18 protein-coding genes are annotated in these 21,715 nt (G+C 63.0%); 6 read left to right on the forward strand and 12 right to left on the reverse strand.

Going from position 1 to position 21,715, the window contains the following annotated elements; all coding sequences use genetic code 11:
- Nucleotides 1-194: 194 nt before the first annotated feature.
- The 3 genes from nudE to AC3WJW_RS03260 form a co-directional block, all read right to left on the reverse strand.
- Nucleotides 195-743, reverse strand: a complete 549-nt coding sequence (gene nudE / locus AC3WJW_RS03250; protein WP_493725092.1) for an ADP compounds hydrolase NudE — start codon at nt 741-743, stop codon at nt 195-197.
- Between the two features lie 87 nt (nt 744-830).
- On the reverse strand, nt 831-1,961 hold the full coding sequence (locus AC3WJW_RS03255) for a helix-turn-helix transcriptional regulator (protein WP_007986294.1): 1,131 nt from the start codon (nt 1,959-1,961) through the stop codon (nt 831-833).
- Between the two features lie 136 nt (nt 1,962-2,097).
- A complete protein-coding gene (locus AC3WJW_RS03260; RefSeq protein WP_493725093.1) occupies nt 2,098-3,141 on the reverse strand; it encodes a 3-ketosteroid-9-alpha-monooxygenase, oxygenase component in 1,044 nt (347 codons plus the stop codon).
- A gap of 146 nt (nt 3,142-3,287) precedes the next feature.
- Between AC3WJW_RS03260 and AC3WJW_RS03265 the strand changes: the two genes are divergently transcribed.
- From AC3WJW_RS03265 to AC3WJW_RS03280, 4 genes are all read left to right on the forward strand, one after another.
- Nucleotides 3,288-4,127, forward strand: a complete 840-nt coding sequence (locus AC3WJW_RS03265; protein ID WP_493725094.1) for an SDR family NAD(P)-dependent oxidoreductase — start codon at nt 3,288-3,290, stop codon at nt 4,125-4,127.
- Nucleotides 4,114-5,040, forward strand: coding sequence for a LipP1 family hormone-sensitive lipase (lipP1, locus tag AC3WJW_RS03270; protein WP_493725095.1), 927 nt, complete (start codon nt 4,114-4,116; stop codon nt 5,038-5,040). Before AC3WJW_RS03265 ends, lipP1 begins: the two co-directional genes overlap by 14 nt.
- Nucleotides 5,037-6,152, forward strand: coding sequence for a 3,4-dihydroxy-2-butanone-4-phosphate synthase (locus AC3WJW_RS03275; protein ID WP_493725096.1), 1,116 nt, complete (start codon nt 5,037-5,039; stop codon nt 6,150-6,152). Before lipP1 ends, AC3WJW_RS03275 begins: the two co-directional genes overlap by 4 nt.
- A gap of 404 nt (nt 6,153-6,556) precedes the next feature.
- Nucleotides 6,557-7,015, forward strand: coding sequence for an REP-associated tyrosine transposase (locus AC3WJW_RS03280; RefSeq protein WP_493725097.1), 459 nt, complete (start codon nt 6,557-6,559; stop codon nt 7,013-7,015).
- A gap of 226 nt (nt 7,016-7,241) precedes the next feature.
- Here AC3WJW_RS03280 and surE read toward each other — a convergent pair whose 3' ends face one another.
- From surE to AC3WJW_RS03295, 3 genes are all read right to left on the reverse strand, one after another.
- Nucleotides 7,242-8,219 (reverse strand): 5'/3'-nucleotidase SurE, encoded by a 978-nt coding sequence (surE, locus tag AC3WJW_RS03285; RefSeq protein ID WP_493725098.1) that lies wholly within the window; start codon nt 8,217-8,219, stop codon nt 7,242-7,244.
- Nucleotides 8,220-8,297: 78 nt separating this feature from the next.
- Nucleotides 8,298-9,677, reverse strand: coding sequence for a DUF1329 domain-containing protein (locus tag AC3WJW_RS03290; RefSeq protein ID WP_493725099.1), 1,380 nt, complete (start codon nt 9,675-9,677; stop codon nt 8,298-8,300).
- Between the two features lie 23 nt (nt 9,678-9,700).
- Nucleotides 9,701-11,278, reverse strand: a complete 1,578-nt coding sequence (locus AC3WJW_RS03295) for a DUF1302 domain-containing protein (protein WP_493725100.1) — start codon at nt 11,276-11,278, stop codon at nt 9,701-9,703.
- 578 nt (nt 11,279-11,856) lie between these two features.
- On the opposite strand from AC3WJW_RS03295, the gene AC3WJW_RS03300 reads away from it, so the two are divergent.
- The gene (locus tag AC3WJW_RS03300; protein ID WP_493725101.1) at nt 11,857-13,599 is read left to right on the forward strand and encodes an FAD-binding protein; all 1,743 of its coding nucleotides are present in this window, start codon (nt 11,857-11,859) and stop codon (nt 13,597-13,599) included.
- Entirely contained in the window at nt 13,596-14,474 is an 879-nt protein-coding gene (locus tag AC3WJW_RS03305; protein WP_493725102.1) for an SDR family NAD(P)-dependent oxidoreductase, read from the forward strand. Before AC3WJW_RS03300 ends, AC3WJW_RS03305 begins: the two co-directional genes overlap by 4 nt.
- Before the next feature lie 87 nt (nt 14,475-14,561).
- Here AC3WJW_RS03305 and AC3WJW_RS03310 read toward each other — a convergent pair whose 3' ends face one another.
- From AC3WJW_RS03310 to AC3WJW_RS03335, 6 genes are all read right to left on the reverse strand, one after another.
- On the reverse strand, nt 14,562-16,142 hold the full coding sequence (locus tag AC3WJW_RS03310; RefSeq protein WP_493725103.1) for a FadD3 family acyl-CoA ligase: 1,581 nt from the start codon (nt 16,140-16,142) through the stop codon (nt 14,562-14,564).
- Between the two features lie 72 nt (nt 16,143-16,214).
- A complete protein-coding gene (locus tag AC3WJW_RS03315; RefSeq protein WP_493725104.1) occupies nt 16,215-16,961 on the reverse strand; it encodes an SDR family NAD(P)-dependent oxidoreductase in 747 nt (248 codons plus the stop codon).
- A 230-nt stretch (nt 16,962-17,191) separates the two neighbouring features.
- The gene (locus tag AC3WJW_RS03320; RefSeq protein ID WP_493725105.1) at nt 17,192-18,274 is read right to left on the reverse strand and encodes a 2Fe-2S iron-sulfur cluster-binding protein; all 1,083 of its coding nucleotides are present in this window, start codon (nt 18,272-18,274) and stop codon (nt 17,192-17,194) included.
- Between the two features lie 13 nt (nt 18,275-18,287).
- The gene (locus tag AC3WJW_RS03325; protein WP_493725106.1) at nt 18,288-19,043 is read right to left on the reverse strand and encodes a glucose 1-dehydrogenase; all 756 of its coding nucleotides are present in this window, start codon (nt 19,041-19,043) and stop codon (nt 18,288-18,290) included.
- The gene (locus AC3WJW_RS03330) at nt 19,031-20,710 is read right to left on the reverse strand and encodes an FAD-binding protein (RefSeq protein ID WP_493725107.1); all 1,680 of its coding nucleotides are present in this window, start codon (nt 20,708-20,710) and stop codon (nt 19,031-19,033) included. The genes AC3WJW_RS03325 and AC3WJW_RS03330 overlap by 13 nt, the downstream gene beginning before the upstream one ends.
- A gap of 9 nt (nt 20,711-20,719) precedes the next feature.
- Complete coding sequence (locus AC3WJW_RS03335; RefSeq protein WP_015094274.1) at nt 20,720-21,235, reverse strand: flavin reductase family protein; 516 nt, start codon at nt 21,233-21,235, stop codon at nt 20,720-20,722.
- Nucleotides 21,236-21,715: the final 480 nt, after the last annotated feature.

Below are 21,715 nucleotides of genomic sequence, written 5' to 3' on the forward strand. Positions count from 1 at the left end.
AGGATGTTGGCTGTGCCGGCCTCTTCGCGGGCAAGCCCGCTCCCACAGGTTACTTAGCGTTTCCGGGATTTGCGTCTGGCTGCAATCCCCTGTGGGAGCGGGCTTGCTCGCGAAAGCGGAGTGTCAGGCGACGTGGATGTTAAATGTGCTGGCCCCTTCGCGAGCAAGCCCGCTCCCACAGTTTCTGTTTGGTGTCAGGGTCTTCGGGCGAGGGCGCCCATGGCCATGAACAGCGCGGCAATCGCCCGGGCCTCGTGCAGTTCGCCGCGGGCCACCAGTTCGGGGATCTGTGCCAGGGGGACTCGCAGGCATTCAAGGGGTTCGGGTTCGTCGCCTTCGAGTTGGCAGGGGCTCAGTTGTTCGGCCAGTACCACCCGGTAGCGATGGCACAAATGTCCCGGTGCCAAGGTCAGCTCCCCTAGCTCGGTGAGGCGTGCGGCGCGCAGGCCGACTTCTTCGCTCAACTCGCGCTGCGCTGCCTGCAAGTAGTCTTCATCGGGCTCGGCGCCGCCCTTGGGCAGGCCGAGTATGGTTTTTTCGACACCGACCGCGTATTCGCGCACCAGCAGCACATGCTCCGGATCAGGCATCGCCACCAGCATCACCGAGCGATAACCGGTGCCGCGCAGGCGTTCGTAGACTCGCTGCTGGCCGTTGCTGAATTGCAGGTGCAGGGCTTCGATCTGAAAGTGGCCGCTTTGCGCCAGCAGTTCGGTCTTGAGGATGGTTGGGCAGTTGCGCATGGGGCAGTCCCCTGTTTGGGATGAGGACACTGTGCGCTGTACGACGGGGGCCGCCATCGTCCGAGCGGACGAGGGCGGCAATGAGGGTCAGCCGAGGGTCGCCACGCTGCGCAGGATCAGGCGCACCAGCATGGTCTGGCGGGTCACGCCGGTCTTGGAAAAGGTCGAGCGCAGGTGGGCCCGCGAGGTGTTGCGGCTGATGCCCAGCTCTTCCGAGGCTTCGTCCAGGGTCAGACCGTTGGCCAGCAGCATCGCCAGCTGGGTTTCCGCCGGGGTGAAGTCGAACAGCGCACGCACGATTTCCTGCGGTGCGGTGGACTGTTGTTCCGGGTCGCTGATGAAAATCACCACGGTCGGGCACTGCTTGCCTTCGCTCCAGTCGGTCAATGGCACTGAGCGCACGATGATCCCCAGGTCCGCTTTGCCGGACGGCCGCTGCACGCGCAGGGCTTCGACCACCGACGGGTTGCTGCTCTTTTGCGACAGCAGCGACTGCTTGACCAGGCGACGGAATTCCTGGGTGTCCCGGGCCGTTCCCACCTGCAGGCCATCGTTGACCAGTTTGATGCCGTCCTTTTCCTGGATCAGCCGGTCGGCCACCTGGTTGGTCTGCAGCACCTTGCCGGACTCGTCGAGGATGATCGTGCCGACCGCCATCTGGTTCACCGCGCCGGCGTACAGGTTGCGCTCGGCTTCGATGCGGTTGAGCTGCATGTGGATCTTGATCGAGCGCTCCAGGTGCGGAATGAAATGCGTGAGCATGGCCTTTTCTTCGTTGCCGAAAGGCTTGTCGTCACGTCCGCGGCTGATGCGAATGCGGCACTGGGCGCCGTCGACGGTGTTGATGTCGGCACCGAGGATGTGGAACACGTCCACCGGTTCAAGGAAGTTCTTGTAGAACTCGGAATTCTGCCAGTCGTCGTTGGAGACAAACTCGGCGAGTGTCACGACCTGGCGGTTGGGCAGGTCGACAAAGGGATCGAGGCTGAAAAAGTGTTTGTTGTACGACGCGGTCGCCTCGGTCGAAGTGCCGGTGGTGTTGACCATCAAACCGTCTACGTGGGCGCTGGGCGGACGCAGGATGAAGGTCACGTACTTGCTGTTCAGATGCACATTGAGCTGATTGAGGAACGTCGCCCAGGGAATGTTTTCCAGCGGACCCTGATAGAGGTTGCCGATCAAATCACTGAACGTATCGAGGCTGAGGCTCTGCTGCATAGGGAAAAACCGTTTTTATTATTAGCGTTGGCGGTGGCCGAGAATAAGCGCCGGTATCGACTCCTTGCAACGCTCGGGCTCAGGGCCTGACAGGCGGCTGCCGATCAGGCCCGGGGCGGGCGAAAAGCCGCTGGCGTCAGACCCGTTCGCTGGCGCGCACGACATACTTCTTGTGTTCGGCAACGTCCGCCGGCAGCGCCTCGACGTCGGTGTAGAACTGCTCGTACCAGCGGCGCAACTGATAGACCGGACCGTCGCCGTCGCACAGCAGCGGGTTGTCGACGCGGGTCTTGCTGTGCCAGATGGCCACGTCTTCGTAGAAGGCTGCCTGGGCCTGTGCCACGTAGGCCTTGGCCATCGCCTGGTTCTGCTCTTCGCTGAGCCCCGGGATTTTTTTCACCAGCACGCCGTAGCGCAGGGTGAAGCTGTCCAGATCGATCGGCACGTGGCAGTTGAGCAGGATCGAATGGATCGGCTGGCCGTTCATGGCGCCGTTCATTTCGGTGATCTGATAGGCCGGGCCGAAGTAGGTGGCTTCGGTGGTCAACACGCTGTCGCCGGACAGGCGTTCGCTGCGGGCGCGCATGATCTGGGTGGCCAGGTGGCCTTCGAAAATGTTGATGAACTCATCGACCGGTGCGCCGTGCACGGTGCCAAAGTGCGCCATGTCGGCGATGTTGTCGATCAGTTCGCGGCAGTTGGTGCCAATCTGCAATTCGGCGACTTCCCACTCGGCCCATTCGTCGCTGTAGCAGGCGTCGATGCGCGGAATGCGTTGTTCCGGCAGCGGCGGGTTGCCTTCGGGGTCATTCCAGACGAACAGCAGCTGGTTCTCTTCCATGATCGGCCAGCTTTTGATCTTGGCCCGTGGCGGGATGCGCTTGGCATAGGGGATGTCGTCGCACACGCCATCGGCGCCCCAGCGCCAGGCGTGGAACGGGCAACGGATCGAGTTGCCCTCCACGCAACCGGTGCTCAGGTCGGCGCCCATGTGCGGGCAGTAGCCATCAAGAATATGCAGTTCGCCGTCTTCACCCTGGAACGCCACCAAGCGGGTGCCGAACACCTCCAGGCGATGGGCCTTGCCGTCGCGGTATTGCGCGGCCAGGCCCAGGCAATGCCAGCCACGGGCGTAGCGGTCTTCCAGCAGTTTGGCTTCGATGCGGTGCAGGGTACTCATCTTATTATTCTCCCAAGGGATCACGGGGTTGGCGCATGTAAGGGATTCTGCCGCCCCTGTAAAAGCGGGCATCGTCTGAATGGACGATGGCTGCATTAAGTAGGCCCGCTCTACTGGCGCCATTGGACCCATGGCAGGAGTTGGCGATGAGTAATGAACAAGGGGCGGTGGCGGTGATTACCGGGGCCGCCAGTGGTATTGGCCGAGGCCTGGCCGAGCACGCGGCGACACTGGGCATGCGCCTGGTGCTGGCGGATCGGGATGCGGCGGGCCTGCAGGCCCTGTGCGATGAATTGAAGGCCGGTGGTGCGCAAGCGATTGCCTGCGTCACCGATGTCGGTGAGGTGAAGCAGGTCGAGCGCTTGCGTGACCGGGCTGTCGAGCACTTTGGCGGGGTCGACCTGCTGTTCAACAACGCCGGCGTCATGCAGACCGGCTTCAGCTGGGAAATCACCGAAGCGCAATGGCAGCGCATGCTCGACGTCAACCTCAACGGCGTGATCAACGGCATTCGAAGTTTTGTGCCGCTGTTGCTCAGCCAGGGCCGGGCAGCCCATGTGATCAACACTGCGTCCCTTGCCGGGCTGGTCAGCAGTCCGTTGATGGCACCGTACAACGTGACCAAGCAGGCGGTGGTCGCGCTCTCGGAAACCCTGCATTACGAACTCGCCATGCTCGGAGCGCCGGTGTCGGTTTCGGTGCTGTGCCCGGGGCCGGTGGCCAGTGAAATCATGGCGTCGAACCAGGTGGTGGACAGCGCCGGATCCGACTTCAGTCAACTGCTCGACAGCACCATTCGCCAGGGCATGACCCCGGCGGAACTGGCTGCGCAAGTGTTCGCCGCGGTCGCGCAAAAACGCTTCTGGATCCTGCCCCACAAGGGGTTCAAACCGGCCCTTGAGCGCCGGGTACAAAGCATCCTGGGCGAGACCAATCCGCAATTTCAAATGACCGACGTAGAGGACGATGCCCATGTCGCTCGATAAGCAGATCGCCGGGGTTCTCCAGCAATTTCGCGACCTCCCGGAACCCGATTTCAGCCAGGTCGATGCCGCTCAGTACCGGCAGTTCTCCGATAACCTGCTGCCGGCCATTCCTGGCGATCCGATGAGCGAGGTGCGCGATCTGAAAGTGGCCGGCGCGGACGGTGATCTGGATGCACGGCTGTACCGGCCATCGGAAGCGCCCGACCTGCCGTTGCTGGTGTATTTCCATGGCGGCGGATTTGTCATGGGCAATCTCGATACCCACGATAATCTTTGCCGTTCGCTGGCGCGCCAGACCGAGGCGGTGGTGGTGTCCGTGGCTTATCGATTGGCCCCGGAACACCCGTTCCCGGCGGCACCCCTCGATTGCTATGCGGCCACCTGCTGGCTGGTTGAGCACGCGGCTGAACTGCGCGTCGATGGCAGCCGACTGGCCGTGGCCGGCGACAGTGCGGGTGGCAATCTGGCGCTGGCGGTCAGCCGACTGGCGGCGCAAGGCAAGGGACCGAAGATCAGCTATCAGTGCCTGTTCTACCCGGTCACCGATGCGGGATGCGACAGTCAGTCCTTCGAGGAATTCGCCGAAAGTTACTTGCTTTCCGCCAAGGCGATGCGCTGGTTCTGGCAGCAATACCTGCAAGAGGATGGACAAGCGGACGATCCGTTGGCCTCGCCATTGCGAGCCGAAAGCCTGGCAGGCTTGCCGCCGACCACCTTGTTCACCGCCGGGTTCGATCCGCTGCGGGACGAGGGTGAAGCGTTGGCCGAGTGCCTGCGCGAAGCCGGTGTGGCGGTGCGCGTGCAGCGTTACGAAGGCATGATCCACGGTTTTATCAGCATGGCGCCGTTTGTTGAAGCCGCAGCACAAGCGTTGACGGACGCTTGCGCCGATTTGCGTGGAGCACTCCAATGAGCGGCCTGGCTTTCAACACGGTGCCGCAACTGATCGAGGCCATTGGTGCCGGTCAGATGGTGGTGATCACCGACGATGAGCACAACGGCGAAGGCTCGCTGCTGATGGCCGCCGAACAGGCCGGGGCCGAGGCCGTCACCTTTATGGCGGTGCAGGCACGCGGCTTGATTTGCCTGGCCCTGACCGAGCAGCGCTGCCGCGCGCTGGGCCTGGACCTGATGGTGCCCAACTCCCGGGCGCAACATGGCGTGGGTTTTACCCGCTCGATCGAAGCCGCCACCGGGGTGTCCACCGGCATCTCGGCGGCAGACCGGGCGCGGTCGATCCAGGTGGCGGTCGACCCGGCCAGCGTACCGGCGGACTTGGTGCAACCGGGGCATATCTTCCCGGTTCAGGCCTTGCCCGGTGGCGTGATGCAGCGCGCCGGTCATGTCGAGGCCGCTTGCGACCTGACCCGGCTGGCGGGGCGGCAACCGGCGGCCACCCTGGTGGGCATTCTCAACGAGGACGGCGAACTGGCCCGTGGCGCCGAGTTGCATGAATTCGCCCAACGTCATGGCCTGCGGATCGGCACCATCGCCGACTTGATTCACTACCGCATCCTGCATGAGGGCACGATCGAGCGCGGCGGTGAGTATCCGTTACAGACTCGCCATGGCGAGTTCCAGGTGACGACCTATCAGGACACCTACCAGGGCGCGTTGCACCTGGCGCTGCTCAAGGGCCGGATCGACAGCACGCAACCGGTGCTGGTGCGGGTGCAAAGCATCGAGACGTTGCGCGACGTTCTGGGCTGTGAAAGCGAAGGCGGGACACAGCAGTGGACCCTCGAACGCTCGCTGGCGAGCATCGCCGCCGCCGGTAACGGCGTACTGGTGTTGCTGGCACAGAAGGAAACCGCCGACGGCGTGCTCGAACAACTGCGCCAGCGCAGCGGCGGCAAGCCGCGCGCACCGCAGTTTCCGCAACGGACCCTGGGCATCGGCGCCCAGATCCTGCGCGATCAGAACGTGCGCAAAATGCGCCTGATGAGCTCGCCGGTGCCCTACAAGGCCGTGTCCGGGTTTGATCTGGAGGTTACGGAGTTTGTGCCGTTCCAGCCGGTAGTCTGAAGGCAACACCTGAACCTGTGGGAGCGAGCCTGCTCGCGAAGGCGGTCGGTCAGTCAACATCAATGTTGAATGTGCCGGCCTCATCGCGAGCAAGCTCGCTCCCACAGTAATTTCGGTTAGTTGCATATTTTGTGTACACCCACGAACCCTGTGGGAGTGAGCTTGCTCGCGATGGCGGAGTGTCGGTCGACATCTATTTTGAATGTGCCGGCCTCATCGCGAGCAAGCTCGCTCCCACAGTGATTTCGGTTGGTTGCATGTTTTTTGTACACCCACGAACCCTGTGGGAGCGAGCTTGCTCGCGATGACGATCTATCAGACACATCCAGTCAAAAGCTGACCCAACTCTCAAGCATCCACCGGTCTAGCCTTTCTCCTGAACTCACCATGTAGAGGGCAAAGGAATGCCGGATTTACCCGCCTCACATCGCCTGCGCACAGGCCGCTATCCTGAACCCAACAGGATTTACCTGCTGACGAGCAACACGCTGGGCCGAGAACCGGTTTTCAAGGATTTCGGTTTGGGCAGGCTGGTCGTCAAGCAATTTCAATATGCACAGGAACAATACTGGGCGAACTCTTTAGCCTGGGTCGTCATGCCCGATCATTTTCATTGGTTGATCGAACTGCAGCAGTGCTCACTCAGTCAACTGATGCAAAAAACCAAATCATTGAGTACGCGAGCCGTGAACATGTCCGTCGGACGTAAAGGCAGTCTTTGGCAGCAGGGCTATCACGATCGTGCGTTGAGGCGGGATGACGACCTGGTAAGGCTTGCTCGATATGTCGTCGCCAACCCGCTGCGCGCGGGATTGGTGGGGAAGCTGGGCGATTATCCGCTGTGGGACGCGATATGGGTTTGATCCCTAACCGCGTTGCCACCATCGCGAGCAAGCTCGCTCCCACAATGATTGTTGGATACCCGCAGAGATTGGGTACACCCGCTAGCTCTGTGGGAGCGAGCTTGCTCGCGATGGCGGAGTGTCGGTCGACATCTATTTTGAATGTGCCGGCCTCTTCGCGAGCAGGCTCGCTCCCACAGTGATTTGGGTGGTTCACAGGAGTTGCGTACACCCCATCTGCATTGGCTTAAGGCTTGATGCCTTGCAACATCTTCTTCGCCTGATCCTGCAGCGCCTGCGGTGCCGTCATGTTGCCGTCGATCACGGTGATCACTGCATGGCCTTGCCACAGTTGATAGGCATCGGCTTTTTGCTGGGTTTCGGTCGGTGACTGCGGGGCGGCCAGGTTGACGTGGACCACGCCATCGGCGCCGCGCTGGGAGGTGAAGTTCACCCGGTCCCAGTTGCCGATCGGGGCAAAGCTCACGCCCTTGACCTGATCGGGTTTCAGCGGCGGGTAGTTGAGGTTCAGGCCGCTGACGCCCGGCAGGCCCAGCACGTTCAAATCACACTGGTGTTTGCTCCTGGCACAGGCCTGTTTGGCGTCTGTACCGGCCAGGCTCGCCTGCTCGATCACCTTCACGGCAAAGCGCGCCGTGTCATCCATCGCGCCGAGGGTCTTGCGGTACCCGGCCTGCTGGTCGCGGATGATCAGATCCATGTCGATGGCCGTGGACACCGCCACCGCCGGAACCCCTTTGAACATCGCCCGCACTGCCGCGTTGAGGGTGCCGGACATCTGTGTCAGCGGGCCGACGTTTTCGCCAAAGTTGCTGCCCGAGACCACCAGGTCCGGCGGGGAATCCTTGAGGATCACGTCGAGGCCGACGTTGACCGCATCCACCGGCGTGCCAATGGCGGAAGTCTTGCCGGCGGGTGGCGTATAGCCTTGCGGCGGTCCGACGCAAAACTTGCCCGGCGCCAGTTCGGTCACTGCCAGGGCCTGGCCGGGTACGACCACGCTGGCGGCGCTGATGCCGCTGCTGTCGTTCAACGGGCCGACCAGGGTGACCTTGTGCCCGGCCGCGGTCAGGGCGCGGTACATCGCATCGATGCCGGGGGCGCGGCAGCCATCGTCGTTGGTCAGCAGGATGTTCAGGGCGTTGGCCTGCATCGACAGGCCAACGCTGGCCATGGCGATGACGCCGGTGAGGCGTTTGTTCATGGGGAGTCTTCCGTGGGAGGCGCGGATTTTACAAAGCACAACGCCCCGACCGAAGAAATCGGTCGGGGCGCGGTGAGTTTAGCGGGTGCCGAGTTTGCGCAGGTTGCCAGGGGTGAATTCGTCTTCGGTGAAGGCAGTGGCGTTGAGCTTGGCCGGTTTCTGATCGACCAGCATGCGGTCAACCAGGTAGGAGCCGGCGATCAGGTCGTGGTAGATGCCGAGGCGAGCGTGGTAGCGCTGCATCTCGTAGGCGTAGATCGAGGTCTGCATGTTGGTGCGCCACAACTGGCCACGGCTGTCGTAGTTGTCGGCCATGGTAGCCGACCAGGTGTCTTCGTCGAGGTACAGCACGCGCTTGGCGTACACGTGGCGGGCGCCTTCCTTGAGGTTGGCCTGCAACACCCAGACGCGGTGTTTCTCGTAGCGCATGTACTGCGGATCGACGTGACCGGTGGTGTCCAGGATCTGGTCGGCCGTTACGCTCGGGTCGTCGATCTTGTAGTTGTGGTACGGAATGTAGATCTCTTTCTTGCCGACGATGGTCCAGTTGTAGCGGTCCGGCGCACCGTTGAACAAACGGTCTTCGTCGTACACGCGAAAACCTCCCGCACCGGTCGGCGAGTCGTAGCCCACGGTCGGTGCGCGACGTACCCGGCGTTGGCCCGGGCTGTACTGCCAGGCCTGGCGCGGCGAAGCGGTCGGGTTGATGAACTCGTGGCCGACCACGATCTCGCCTTTCTTGCGCACCGGTTCCAGGGTGGTGATCAGGAAGTGGGTGAATACACCGTTCGCGGCTTCCAGGGTCTTGTCCGGGCTCGACCAGATCGAGAAGATCTTGTAGTCGACCTCTTCCAGCACCTTTTCCTTGTTGGAGTACACCACTGCCTGGCCGTAGGTGGCCTCTTCAGTGCTGGCGCGCCCCTGCAGGGTATGGTTGAACATCAACTCGCTGCCGTTCTTCGGGATCGGAAACGGCGAGGCTCCCCAGGCGTTTTTCGTGTCGTTGTTGTCATTGTCGAGTTCGGCAGTGACGGCGTTTTTCTTGACCAGGTCTTCCAGGCGCTGATCGAGGCGGAAGTCGCGGTGGCTCGGGTACACCGGGATCTTGAACGTATCAGGGTAACGCTTGAGCAGCGCTTTCTGGCCGTCGGTCAGGTTGTCGGCGTACTTGTCCATGTTTTTCGAGTCGATCACGAACAACGGTTTTTCCGCGGCGTACGGGTCCGGGTACGGCGTGCCCGGACCGGCGTATTTGAGTCCTGGTGGCAGACCGCGCCATTTGCCGGTCCAGGCCGGGATGCTGCCGTCGGCGTTGCCGGCTTTTTCGGCGCCCATCGGGGTCAGGTCCTGGCCCAGGTGGGCGGCTTCTTCGGGGCTGACCTTGGCGTAGGCCAGGCCACTGCCGAGCAGGCCGACGGTCAGTGCCGTGCTCAATAATGTTTGGGTGAATCTGGACATGCTGTGCTCCTCCGACAGGGGAATCAGAACCGGTACTTGAAGTTGAGCGCGACGTTGTCGCGGTCGGCCAACGGGCTGTTGTTGGCGTTGCCGAGGTAAGCGTTGTAGCGGGCCTCGACGGTGAAGTTGCCCAGGTAGCGCCACGAACTGCCGATGCTGGCGCGGTTATCGTTCTGGCCGGCGTTGATCGAGCCGACCATCGAGCTGTCGCCGTGGGCGGCGGCGCTGAAGGTGACGGGCACCGACATGTCCCATCCGCTGAACACGTCGTTGTAGTCAAAGTTCGCCTGCACCGTGTAGCCCCAGGCATCGCGGTCATAGACCAGGCTGTCGGTTCCCGGCAGCGTGAAGCCCGGCGCCAGGGTCACTGGTTGCGACTTGTCGTTGCTGACCACGGTGTTGTAGACCACCTCGCCGGTCAGGGTGGTGTTGTCGGCGAAGGAGGTCGGGCCGAGCACGTAGATCATCGACGTTTGCGCCTGCACGGTCTTGCCACGCACGGGGCTGGAGAAACCGTTGTCGACCATCACAGGCGTGCCGTCGCGGTAGCTGACCTCACCGGCCCAGCTGACGTCGCCCAGTACGGTGGCGAAGCTCGCGCCGAACAGGTCGATGTTGTCGAAGTAGCGCACCTGGTAGCGGCCCAGGGTCGAGGCGAAGTCCAGGGACGGGGTCTTGTCGTGGTAACGCGAGTAGTAGATGCCGAACTCGGTGTTGTTCAACGACTCGGCAGCGTAGGTGAAGGCCAGACCGTACTGGCCGCTGTCGCTCGGCTTGTCGTCCTTGAGGCGGGTGACGAAGCCGGAGGCGTCGTTGAAGCCGCCCTCATCGATGAAGTCGGTGGTGGAGAAGTAGCTACCCACGCCGAACAGCTCGGTCTTTTCCCACTTGTATTGGTAGTACGCCTGGACACCCAGGCTTTCGGTCAGGGCGAACTGGGTGAACAGTTGGCCGACCGGCAGCAGGATTTCCTTGACCTCGACGCCCGGGGTGGTCGCCTTGGTCGCGTCGACCGGGCTCTGCGCTGCGGAAATACCCGGGTAGAACAGGCTTTCACCCCAGCTCACCACCTGATTACCCAGGCGTGCGTTGAGGGCGTGGCCGCTCACGTCCCAGGTGCCGTAGGCGTAGTAATCGAGCATGCGCAATTCATTGCGGTGCTGGTCGATGGTGTCCTGGGAGAAACGGTCGGGCTGGCTGCAATGGCCACCGGCGAAGCAGTTCGAGGTGCCGGTGGTGTTGTCGTTGCCCTGATCGTAGACGTTGTCGTAGAAGCCCGTCGCGCGGACGAACACGCCGTAGTTGTCCTGCCACTTGATGTTGGCTTCGGTGAGAAAGCCGCTGCGGTTGTTGATCAGGCTGCCTTTGTCGAACGCGTTGTCGCCGTCGTTGGCGTTGGCATCGGCAGTCAGTTTGTGATCGCGAGACTCGGTCCGCCAGGCGAGGCTGTACGTCAGTGTGGTGTCCCAGTCGATGCTCAAGTCTTCGCTCGGCTGAAAGCTCATGGCGTTAACGTGAGCGCTTAATCCGCCAGCCAGCAACAGCAATGCCAGCTGTACGCGAGGGTGCTGTGTTGGTGGGGCGATTATTGTTTTTATCATGTCGTCCTCATGGCCCAGGTCAGACCTGCCCGACCTGCATTTCAGGGGGGTGATTGGTGCTGTGGGCGACTATGGAGTCACGACTTGCGCGCAACATCGTCCAAGCGGACTAAGCGATTTGTACGGGAACAACTACACCGGATCTCGTAGGAGCTGCCGCAGGCTGCGATCTTTTGATCTGGCCTTTAAGAGATCGCAGCCTCGTTGCACTCGACAGCTCCTACAGGGGGGTGGGGGGTGCGGCCTTCTCTGTAGGAGCTGCCGAAGGCTGCGATCTTTTGATCTGGCCTTTGAAAGATCGCAGCCTCGTTTCACTCGACAGCTCCTACAGGGGTTTAGGGGGCTGCGGCCTTCTCTGTAGGAGCTGCCGAAGGCTGCGATCTTTTGATCTGGCCTTTGAAAGATCGCAGCCTCGTTGCACTCGACAGCTCCTACAGAGGGAGCTGCGGTCTTTGCCGTAGTCTTATCGGACGATGAACACCCGGCGCGTGCGGCGAACAATCCCGAGACCGACTGCACCGGGCGAAGATCCGGCGGTGGCGGTTTCTGCCTGATGGGCGCTGAACAAGGGTGATCGCATGAACGCTGCCGGGATCAAATGGGATGAGTGTTGTGATGTGTTGGTGATTGGCTCGGGAGCCGGGGGCATGACCGCTGCGCTGCGCGCCCATGACCTGGGCCTGAATGCGCTGCTGATCGAGAAGAGCGGCGAGTACGGCGGCACCTCGGCGGTGTCCGGCGGCGGCATCTGGATCCCCAACAACCACCGGATCAATGCGCTCGGCGGCAGTGATTCGGCAGCCGAAGCGATTGCCTACATCCGCGCCGTGACCCATGGCGAGATCGACGACGGGCGCATCGAAGCCTATGTCGAACACGGCCGGGAGATGGTCGAGTACCTGGAAAAACACACCCGGGTGCGCTTCGAGGCGCAACCGCGCTACGCCGATTACTACCCGGAAGTCGCGGGCGGCAAACCGGGCTATCGCTCGATGGATCCGCAACCCTTCGATGCCGCCGAACTCGGCGAAGAATTCCTGCGCATGCGCGCACCTTCCCCCGGCACCCTGATGATGGGACGCATGGCGATGACCATGAAAGAGGCGCAAGTGCTGCTGTGCCGTGGCCCCGGCTGGTTGCGCCTGACTCTGCGGGTGATGTGGCGCTACTGGCGTGACCGCGAGGGTCGGCGTTTGTCCCGGCGTGACCGCTACCTGACCCTGGGTAATGCCTTGGTCGGTGCCTTGCGCTGTTCGTTGCAGGATCGCGGCAAATCCCTGTGGCTCAACTGTGCACTCGAAGAACTGCTGTTGGTCGGCGACCGGGTCGGCGGTGCGCGGGTCAATCGCAACGGTCAGTTGCTCAACGTCAAGGCGCGCTATGGGGTGATCGTTGCCGCCGGTGGTTTCGAACGTAACCAGGCGATGCGCGAGCAGTACCTGCCGCAGCCATCCCGGGCCAACTGGAGTGCCACGCCGCCGAACAATACCGGCGATGGCATTCGCGCCGGCCAGGCCATCGGCGCGCGTACCGCACTGATGGAACACAGCTGGTGGGCGCCTACCACTTACGTCAAGGGCGAAGAAAAACAGCGTGCGTTGTTCGTCGAACGAACCTTGCCGGGGTGCGTGATGGTCAACGCCGCAGGCGAACGTTTCGTCAACGAAGCCGCGCCCTATACCGACATCGTTTATGCGATGTACGCCAACAACCGCGAAGGCGCCGCGAGCGTGCCGTGCTGGATGGTGTTTGACGCCGAGTTCCGCCGCAAATATCCGTGCGGTGCCTTGCTGCCGGGCTATGCCCAGCGCGACTGGCAATTGCCCGAGCATCTGCGTGACTACTTCCACAAGGCGTCGAGCCTGGAAGAGCTGGCGACGAAAATCGGCGTCGACGCTGCCGGACTGCTGCGTACCGTGCAGCGCTTCAACGGCATGGCCGTACAGGGCATCGACGAGGATTTCCACAAGGGCGACTCATTGTTCGACCGCTACTACGGCGATCCGAACGTGCAACCCAATCCGTGCCTGGCGCCGTTGCTCAAGGGGCCGTTCTACGCCGTACGCATCGACGCCGGCGACATCGGCACCAAGGGTGGCCTGCTGACCGACGTGCACGCCCGCGTGTTGCACGAAGACGGGCAACCAATTAACGGCCTGTACGCCATCGGCAACAGCGCCGCCTCGATGATGGGCCGCACTTATCCAGGCGCCGGCTCGACCATCGGCCCGGCCATGACCTTCGGTTACCTGGCCGCCAATCACATCAAGCGCCAGAGCGAAACCGCTTCGGCCAAAACCTTGTTCGGGAGCGTTGAATGAATCAGCCACGTCAACAGATTGCTGTCGTTACCGGTGCCAGTCGCGGAGTGGGCCAGGGCATCGCCTTGGCCCTCGGGGCGGCCGGCATGACCGTGTACATCACTGGCCGCGCCCCGGCGCAGGGTGGATCGAATCTGTACGGACATGCCTTGCACGGCTCGCTGGAGGACACCGCCACCGCGATCACCGCCGCCGGTGGGCGCGGTATCGCGGTGGTCTGTGACCACGCCGATGATGCGCAGGTTCGGGCGCTGTTCGAGAGGGTTGAGCAGGAGTGCGGGCACCTGGATTTGCTGGTGAACAACGCCGCGTTCATCCATGACCAGTTGATCGAACCGGGGCCGTTCTGGGCCAAACCGCTGGAGCTGGTACGGATACTCGACGTCGGCCTGCGCTCGGCCTACATCGCCAGCTACTACGCCGCGCCGCTATTGCTGAAAAGTGCCCAAGGACTGATCTGCTTCACTTCATCGTTCGGGGCCGGGTGCTACATGCACGGTCCGGCGTACGGTGCGCAAAAGGCCGGCGTCGACAAGCTGGCGGCGGACATGGCGATCGATTTCGAGGGGCAGGGCGTGGCGGCGTTGTCGCTGTGGCTCGGCCCGCAACTGACCGAGCGCACCCGGATTGCCGGCGAACAGCACGGTGAGCAGTACCAGGCGTTTCTCGCCCATGCCGAAACCCCGCAGTTCAACGGGAGGGTGATCCATGCCTTGCTCAATGATCCGCAGTTGATGGCGCTGTCCGGGCAGACCCTGATCACCGCCGAAGTCGCTCCCGGCTACGGCATCAGCGAAGCCGAAGGCCGCCAGCCGCCGTCGCACCGTGCCATGCTCGGCGACCCGCGCCAACAGCACCCGGCGCGGGTGGTCTGAAACAGGCAAAAGATCGCAGCCTTCGGCAGCTCCTACAGGTGTACACCGATTCATGTAGGCGCTGCCGAAGGCTGCGATCTTTTTGAGCTAGTTGACTGGCTGCAATGCCCACTCCCGCAACACATTCTTCGTCACTTTGCCCGCCGCATTGATCGGCATGCTCTGCAACACCTGCACCCGGCGCGGCACCTTGTAGTTGGCCATCTGCTCACGGCACCAGGCGAGGAACTGCGCCTGTTCGATTTCCATTCCTGGCGCAGGCAACAGGAACGCCATAGCCACCTCACCCATGCGCTCATCGGGGATACCGATCACCGCGGCCTGGGCCACGCCCGGATAGGTCAGCAGGCACTGTTCAATCTCCGCCGGGTACACGTTGAAGCCACCGGTGATGAACATGTCCTTGAGGCGGTCGGTGATGCGCAGGTAACCCTGTTCGTCGAGCATGCCGATGTCGCCGGTGTGCAGCCAGCCGTCGGCGTCGAGAATCTCCTGGCTGGCTTCGGGGTTGTTGAGATAACCCTGCATCAGGTTGTAACCGCGGATCTGCACTTCACCGGGAATGTTCGCCGGTTGGCTGCGGCCAGTGTTGCCGACACAACGCACTTCGACTCCCGGCATCGCCCGGCCACTGGTGTTGGCGACGATCTCTGCGGAATCACCGGAGCGGCAGATCGTGGCGAAACCGCAAACTTCCGTCAGGCCATACGCGGTGACGATGGTGGCGAACCCCAGTTCGTCGCGCATGCGGTGGATCATCTCCACCGGGATCGCCGCCGCGCCGGTTACGGCTACCCGCAATGAGCTCAGGTCGAACTCATTGCGTTGCGGATGGGCCAGCAACGATTGATACAGCGTCGGCGGCCCGGGCAACACGGTGATGCGTTCGCGCTGCACGCATTCGAGTACGGTCTGTACGTCGAACACTTGCTGCGGCAGGAGGGTGCAGCCACGCATCAAGGCAGCCAGCCAGCCGGCCTTGTAGCCGAAGGAATGGAAGAACGGATTGACGATCAGGTAGCGATCGCTTTCGCGCAGCCCGACGATGTCGCTCCAGTCGCGCACGATGCGCAGGTTCTGGCCGTGACTGGTCATCACGCCCTTGGGCTTGCCGGTGGTGCCCGAGGTGAACAGCACGTCGGACAAGGCCTGCGGGCCAACGCTTTGCTCGCGGGTGCGCAGGGCCAGTTGCGGCACGTCGGCCGCCAGATCCATAAACCGTTCCCAGGCCAGGGTGCCCGGATTGGCGCCGCGCAGGCTGACGATGTGGCGCAGCTCAGGCAGGTCTTCCGACACCAGCATGCCGGGGTAGTCCGCGCCGAGGAATTCGCCGATGGCAAACAGCACGCAGGTGCCGCTTTCGCGCAGGATGTAGCCTGCCTCGCTGCCCTTCATCCGGGTATTGAGCGGTACCAGGGCGGCGCCGACACTTTGCAGGGCGCCGGCGGCGACGATCCATTCCCATACGTTGGGCGCCCAGATCGCCACGCGGTCCCCGACCTGTACGTCGAGGGCCAGCAGTGCGCGGGCAGCCTGGCGACGCAACTGGTCGAGTTGGCGATAGCTGATGCAGTGGCCCGCGTCCTCGATGGCCGGGCGGTCGCCGTACGCCTGGGCAGCGTTGGCGAACAGTTGAGCGATGGTCAGTGCGGTGGCGACAGGCGGCATGGGGCCTCCCCGGTTAGAAGACAGTTGCGAAAAAGGGAGTAGGCCGGGCGGGGCGCCCGGCCGGATTGCGAATTACTGGGCGGGCGGGGCGAAACGGCGACCGGCGGAGAAACCACCGTCCACGGCGATCATCTGGCCGCTGACAAAGGACGCTTCGTCCGAGGCCAGGAACAGCGCGACATTGGCCACTTCTTCCGGTTGCCCGGAGCGGCTGAGCATGTGCTGCGAGGCGAAGAAGGCGTGGAACGCATCGTTGTCTCGGACCATGCTGGTCATCGGCGTTTCGATCAGGCCCGGGCACAGGCCGTTGACGCGAATGTTGGCGTAGCCGTAATCGATGGCCATCGAGCGGGTCAGCTGGTTGATGCCGCCCTTGGACACGTTGTAGGCCACGTTGCCGTCGCAGCTTTGCAGGCCAAAGATCGAACCGACGTTGATGATCGAACCACCGCGCTGCTCCACCATCGACGCCAGCGCGTACTTGCTGGTGAGCATGCTGCCGGTCAGGTTGATGTCCATCACCCGTTGCCAGTTGGCGGTGGTGGTCTGGGTCACGCTGCCCTGGTCGGCGACGCCGGCGGCATTGACCAGAATGTCGATGCGCCCGAAGCGGCTGATGACGTCTTGCATGACCTGCTGGACCTGCGCTTCGTCGCGCACGTCGAGGGTCATGAACAGGCCGGGGAAATCCGCCGGGGCGCTACCGATGTCCAGCCCGACCACTTGCGCGCCTTCGGCAGCGAAACGGCGCACGCAGGCCAGACCGATCCCCGAAGCGCCGCCGGTGACCACCGCGACCTTGTTCTGCAAACGAGCCATAACTGCACCTCTTTATTGTTGTGGGCTAATGCTGTGGCCGAGTCTAACTGCAGACCGGGCCTGAGTGATCGTCCATTGAGACTAAACAACAGTTCTCCCGTCCGGCACATTTCAACTGTAGGAGCGAGCCTGCTCGCGAAAAACGTCTGGGCACCGCGTTCATTCAGACAGGGCGCGTTATCGTTGACGTCCATCGCGAGCAGGCTCGCTCCTACAGGGGGTGCGTATCTTCAATCCGGGAATTTCAGGCGTACCCGGGCACCCGTCGGGCGGCTCTGGCAGGCCAGTGTCCAGCCGTCGGCGAGTTCCTTGGGGGTCAGCACGTCGTTGCGCGCCAACTGGACTTCACCTTCCTTGACCACGCACATGCAGGCCCCGCAAAAACCTTCTTCACAGGACGACGGCACGTCGAGGCCGGCCGTTTTGCAACTTTGCAGCAAGGTGTCACCGGGTTGGCAGGCAATTTCGTGTTGCTGGCCGTCGAGCTCGATGATCAGCGCTTCGCATTGCGACTGCATGGCTGCGGCTCGCGCCACGGCCTCTTCGGCCAACAGCTCGTCGGGGTCCGGGGGCGAGACGAAACGTTCGACATGAATGCGTTCGGCCGCTTCGCCCAGTGCCAGCAGCGTGCGCTCCACGGTGTCCATGAAGGGACCCGGCCCGCAGATGAAGTAGTCGCCGCCGGCCGATCCGCGCAGCAGATGACGGACCTGATGGTCCGTCAGGAAGCCCTGCACCGAATCGAGGACGTGCACCACGTGCAGTTGATCAGGATGCGCCTTGATCAACTGGCACAGCTCGTCCTTGAAAATCACCGACGCTTCATCGCGGTTGGCGTAGATCAACTTGATCGGCCGCCGGCTGCCATGGAGCACTGACTTGAGAATGGAAAACACCGGGGTGATGCCCGAACCGCCCCCGAACAGGACCAGGGGCTTTTCGGTGTCCACCTGCGGGTCCAGGCAGAAATGCCCGGCCGGTGGCAATACTTCCAGCCAGTCGCCGACCTGGACTTCGTTCATCCAGTTCGACACCCGGCCGCCGTCAACCCGTTTCACCGTGACCTTGGGCAGTGCGTCCGCGAAGGGCGAACTGGCCATGGAGTAGCAGCGGGTCAACAGTTTGCCGGCGAAAGGCACGCGAAAACTCAGGAACTGGCCCGGTTTGTAGCGAAAGCGCTCACGCAGGGTTGGCGGTACGTCCAGCACCAGCGAGCGCGCGTCAGCGGTCTCGTCGATCACCGCGCACACTTGCAATGAGACGCTTGCCGTCGTCGATTCGGCCGGGGTCAGGTTCTGTTGTTGCGTGCCCATGTTCACCTCGACCTCAGAGCCCGCTGATCAGTTGGGCGTTGTCGACGCGGATCTCGGCACCGTTGACGAACCGCGACTCGTCGGTGGCGAGGAACAGCACCACGTTGGCAATGTCCCGTGGCGCGGCCATGCGGTTCATCGGGTCCTGGTCCAGCGCTTCCTGCGGGATCGGCTGACCGCCGGCCAGCGCCTGGGTCATCGGCGTGTTCACACCATCGGGGTGCACGCTGTTGCAGCGAATGCGGTAGCCCTGCTGCTTGCAGTGCAGGGCGATGGAACGGGTCATCGCCGCCACTGCGCCTTTGGACGCCGAGTAGGCGCAGAACATCGGCATGGCGCCCAGGGCGGCGACCGACGACATGTTGATGATCGAGCCGCCACCGCTTTCCTTCATCGCCTGGATAGCGTACTTGCAGCCGAGGAAGTAGCCGTCGCCGTTGATCTTCTGCACCTTCTGCCACAGCTCCAGGCTGGTGTCTTCGATGCTGCCCAGGGCGAGGATCGCGGCGTTGTTGACCAGTACGTCGAGGCGGCCGAAGTGTTCGACGGTGGTCTTGACCACGTGTTGCCAATCGCTTTCGCTGGCGATGTCGTGGCGGATGAACAGCGCGTTGGCACCGATCTCCGCAGCCGCCTGGCGACCGGCTTCTTCGTTGAGGTCGGTCAGTACCACTTTGGCGCCTTCGCGGGCCAGTAGCAGGGCGTCTTCGCGACCAATGCCGCTGGCGGCGCCGGTGATGATGCAGACTTTGCCTTCTACACGTTGCATTGTTGTTCTCCTGATCGTGCGGTTTGAAGTGCGAATTGGTCGGCCACGTGGGCGGCAGCCCGGCGACCGGAATAGATGCAATCGGCCAGTGACAGGCCGGAGACATACAGGTTGGAGGCGACCCCGACCGCATTGCGGCCGGCGCTGTACAGGCCGTTTATTGGCTGGCCGGCAGGGTCCAGCACCCGACCGCTGGCCTCGCAGACTTTCAACCCGCCCAGGGTGATGACCGGGCAGGGGAACAGTTTGCTGGCGAATGAAAGATCGAGGGCGTACCACGGGCCCTGGTCGAGGTTGGCGAGCATCGCTGCAGACTTGCCGAACTCGTCGGCGAGTTCACCGCGTGCCGCGCGGCTATAGCGTTCGACACTCTGGCGCAGCAGTTCCGGCGGCAGATGGCAACGCTTGGCCAACCCGGCCAGGCTGGTGCTGCGTTTGGCGTTGAACAGCAGGTTGAGCAGCACTGGCAAGCGCTGGAAATTCCACACTTTGCCCGGGCCGACCTGACGCAACGCTTCGCCGACCAGCGCGCGGTTGAGCACCAGAATGGCGCGACCATCCTGTTCTTCGACCATGGCGTGGCCGAGGGTTGCGCCGTAGATTTCTTCGTTGGCATAACGCTGTCCGCGGGCATTGACGATCAGCCCCCGGGCCCAGGCCAGTGGCGGATTGATGAAACGCCAGGCGCTGACCTTGTCCATCCGCGCCACGCTGCCACCGGCGCTCTGGCCCAGGGCGATGCCGCTGCCATTGCACCCGGTGGCGCCCAGCGGCAGACCGGCCAGGTACTGCGGCGCGTGTTGGCGCACCAGATCGCGATTGAAGATGAAACCGCCGCTGCTCAACAGCACTGCCTGTTCGGCGCGAATCAATTGGCGGACGGCGCTGCTCTGTTCGATGCGACGCTGACGGGCGCGCAGGCGGTCGGCCAAGGCCGGAGCGTACATATGAATGGCCGCGGCCCAGCGCGACAGACGCGCATGTTGTTTGGCCGCGCGGCTGCCCGACGGCAACTGCCAGGCTTCGACGCCGAGGACCTTGTCGTCAAGGTCGAGCACCAGCCTGCGCACTTCGCACTGGCTGCGCAAGCGTGCGCCATGGCGCAAGGCGCTGGCCTTGAGCGGGGAGAACAGACTGGCACCGGACATGCCCGGACCTTTGGTGCGGTGACCGCGTGGCGCTGGTTTGGCATTGGCGGCATAGGCGGGTACGCCTTCGTTGCCGGAGTAATAGAGGTAGTACTGATCGCTCGGGTACGAGGTCTTGTGCGGCGGCACGCTGGCTTCGAAGGCCGCGCCTTGTCGCTCCAGCCAGGCCAGTTGCTCACGGCTGCCTTCGCAGAAATCCCGTAGCGTCTCGAGGCTGACGGCCTCGCCGACTTCCTGGCGCAGGTAGTTGAACATGGCGTCGCTGGTGTCTTCATAGCCCGCCTGGCGCTGATACGGCGTGCCACCACCGGCATAGACCACGCCACCGCTGAGTGCCGTGGCGCCACCGCCTTCGAAGCGATCCAGGGCGAGCACCGACAGGCCGCGAGTGCTGGCTTCGATGGCGGCACAGGCGCCGGCTCCGCCAAACCCGACGATCAGCAAGTCGCAGCGGTCATCCCATGGCAACGGGTCGGCGCTGTTCACTCGCAACGCCGTCAACCGGTTCAGGCTGTCCATGTTCGGGCCTCAGCCAGCGGCTGCGAGAGAAGGTGCGGGTTTGGCGGTGGTGGTGTAGCTGCCGTCGAGGTAGACCAGCGGGGTGATGGCGTCAGTGGTGTGGATCTGCAGGATGCGTCCGATGAACACGGTGTGGGTGCCGTAGCTGAAGTGGCCGTCCTGGCGGCAGAGGATCGCCGACTGTGCGTCACCCAGGTAAGGAATGCCGCCCGGGCTGGTGAGCCAGTTGCCACGGTCGAAGCGTGCTTCGCCCTTGATCGCGCCGCTGCACAGGTTGGCCAGGTCTTGTTGGTCGACGCCGAGGATATTCACGCAGAAGTCCGCGCCGGTCGCCAGTGCAGCGTGGGGCGAGGCGGTCTTGTTGACGCAGATCAGCAGCGATGGCGGCTCGGTGCTCAGGGAGTCGACCGCGGTGGCGGCCATGGCGAAGCGTTCGGAGCCGTTGCTGGTGCTGATAATGGTGACGGACTTGGCCAGGCGGCGCATGGCCTGGAGCATGTCGGCTTTGAGATTGGCGTCGTTCATCGCACTGGGCCTTTTTTGTTGGGGGTGGAGTGCGATGGATTCTTGCTCTGGTGTACAGACTCAACATCGTCCGAGGGGACTAGGCCTTGGCGGCCTCTGGGCCGACCAGGCTGCTATTGTGTTGTGTACATATCCGTTGCTGCGGTAACGGCGGCCTATGGTTTCGCCCTTACGGCGAGTCACTTTTTTTACAAGCGCCTAAAAAAAGTAACCAAAAAAACGCTCGCCCCGAACGTACGGCCCCTCGCTGAGGCTCGGGGTTCCTTCGCTCCGGTATTCATCCGGGGGCATTGCCCTCCGGTCGGCTTCGCTTCGACCTACATGCAATGAGTTCGACTGCGTCGAACGGCGCTACGCGCCAGTCCCCGGATGAACACCTCCACTCAGCCTGCCGAGGGGGCGGGTGGGTCAAGATCAAAAGCGGCAGGCGAGCTAACGCTCGGCCTGATGAGTGGTGAGAAGCGGCGCGGTGTGGGCTGC

The sequence above is a fragment of the Pseudomonas sp. GW821-FHT07G06 genome (assembly GCF_058986625.1).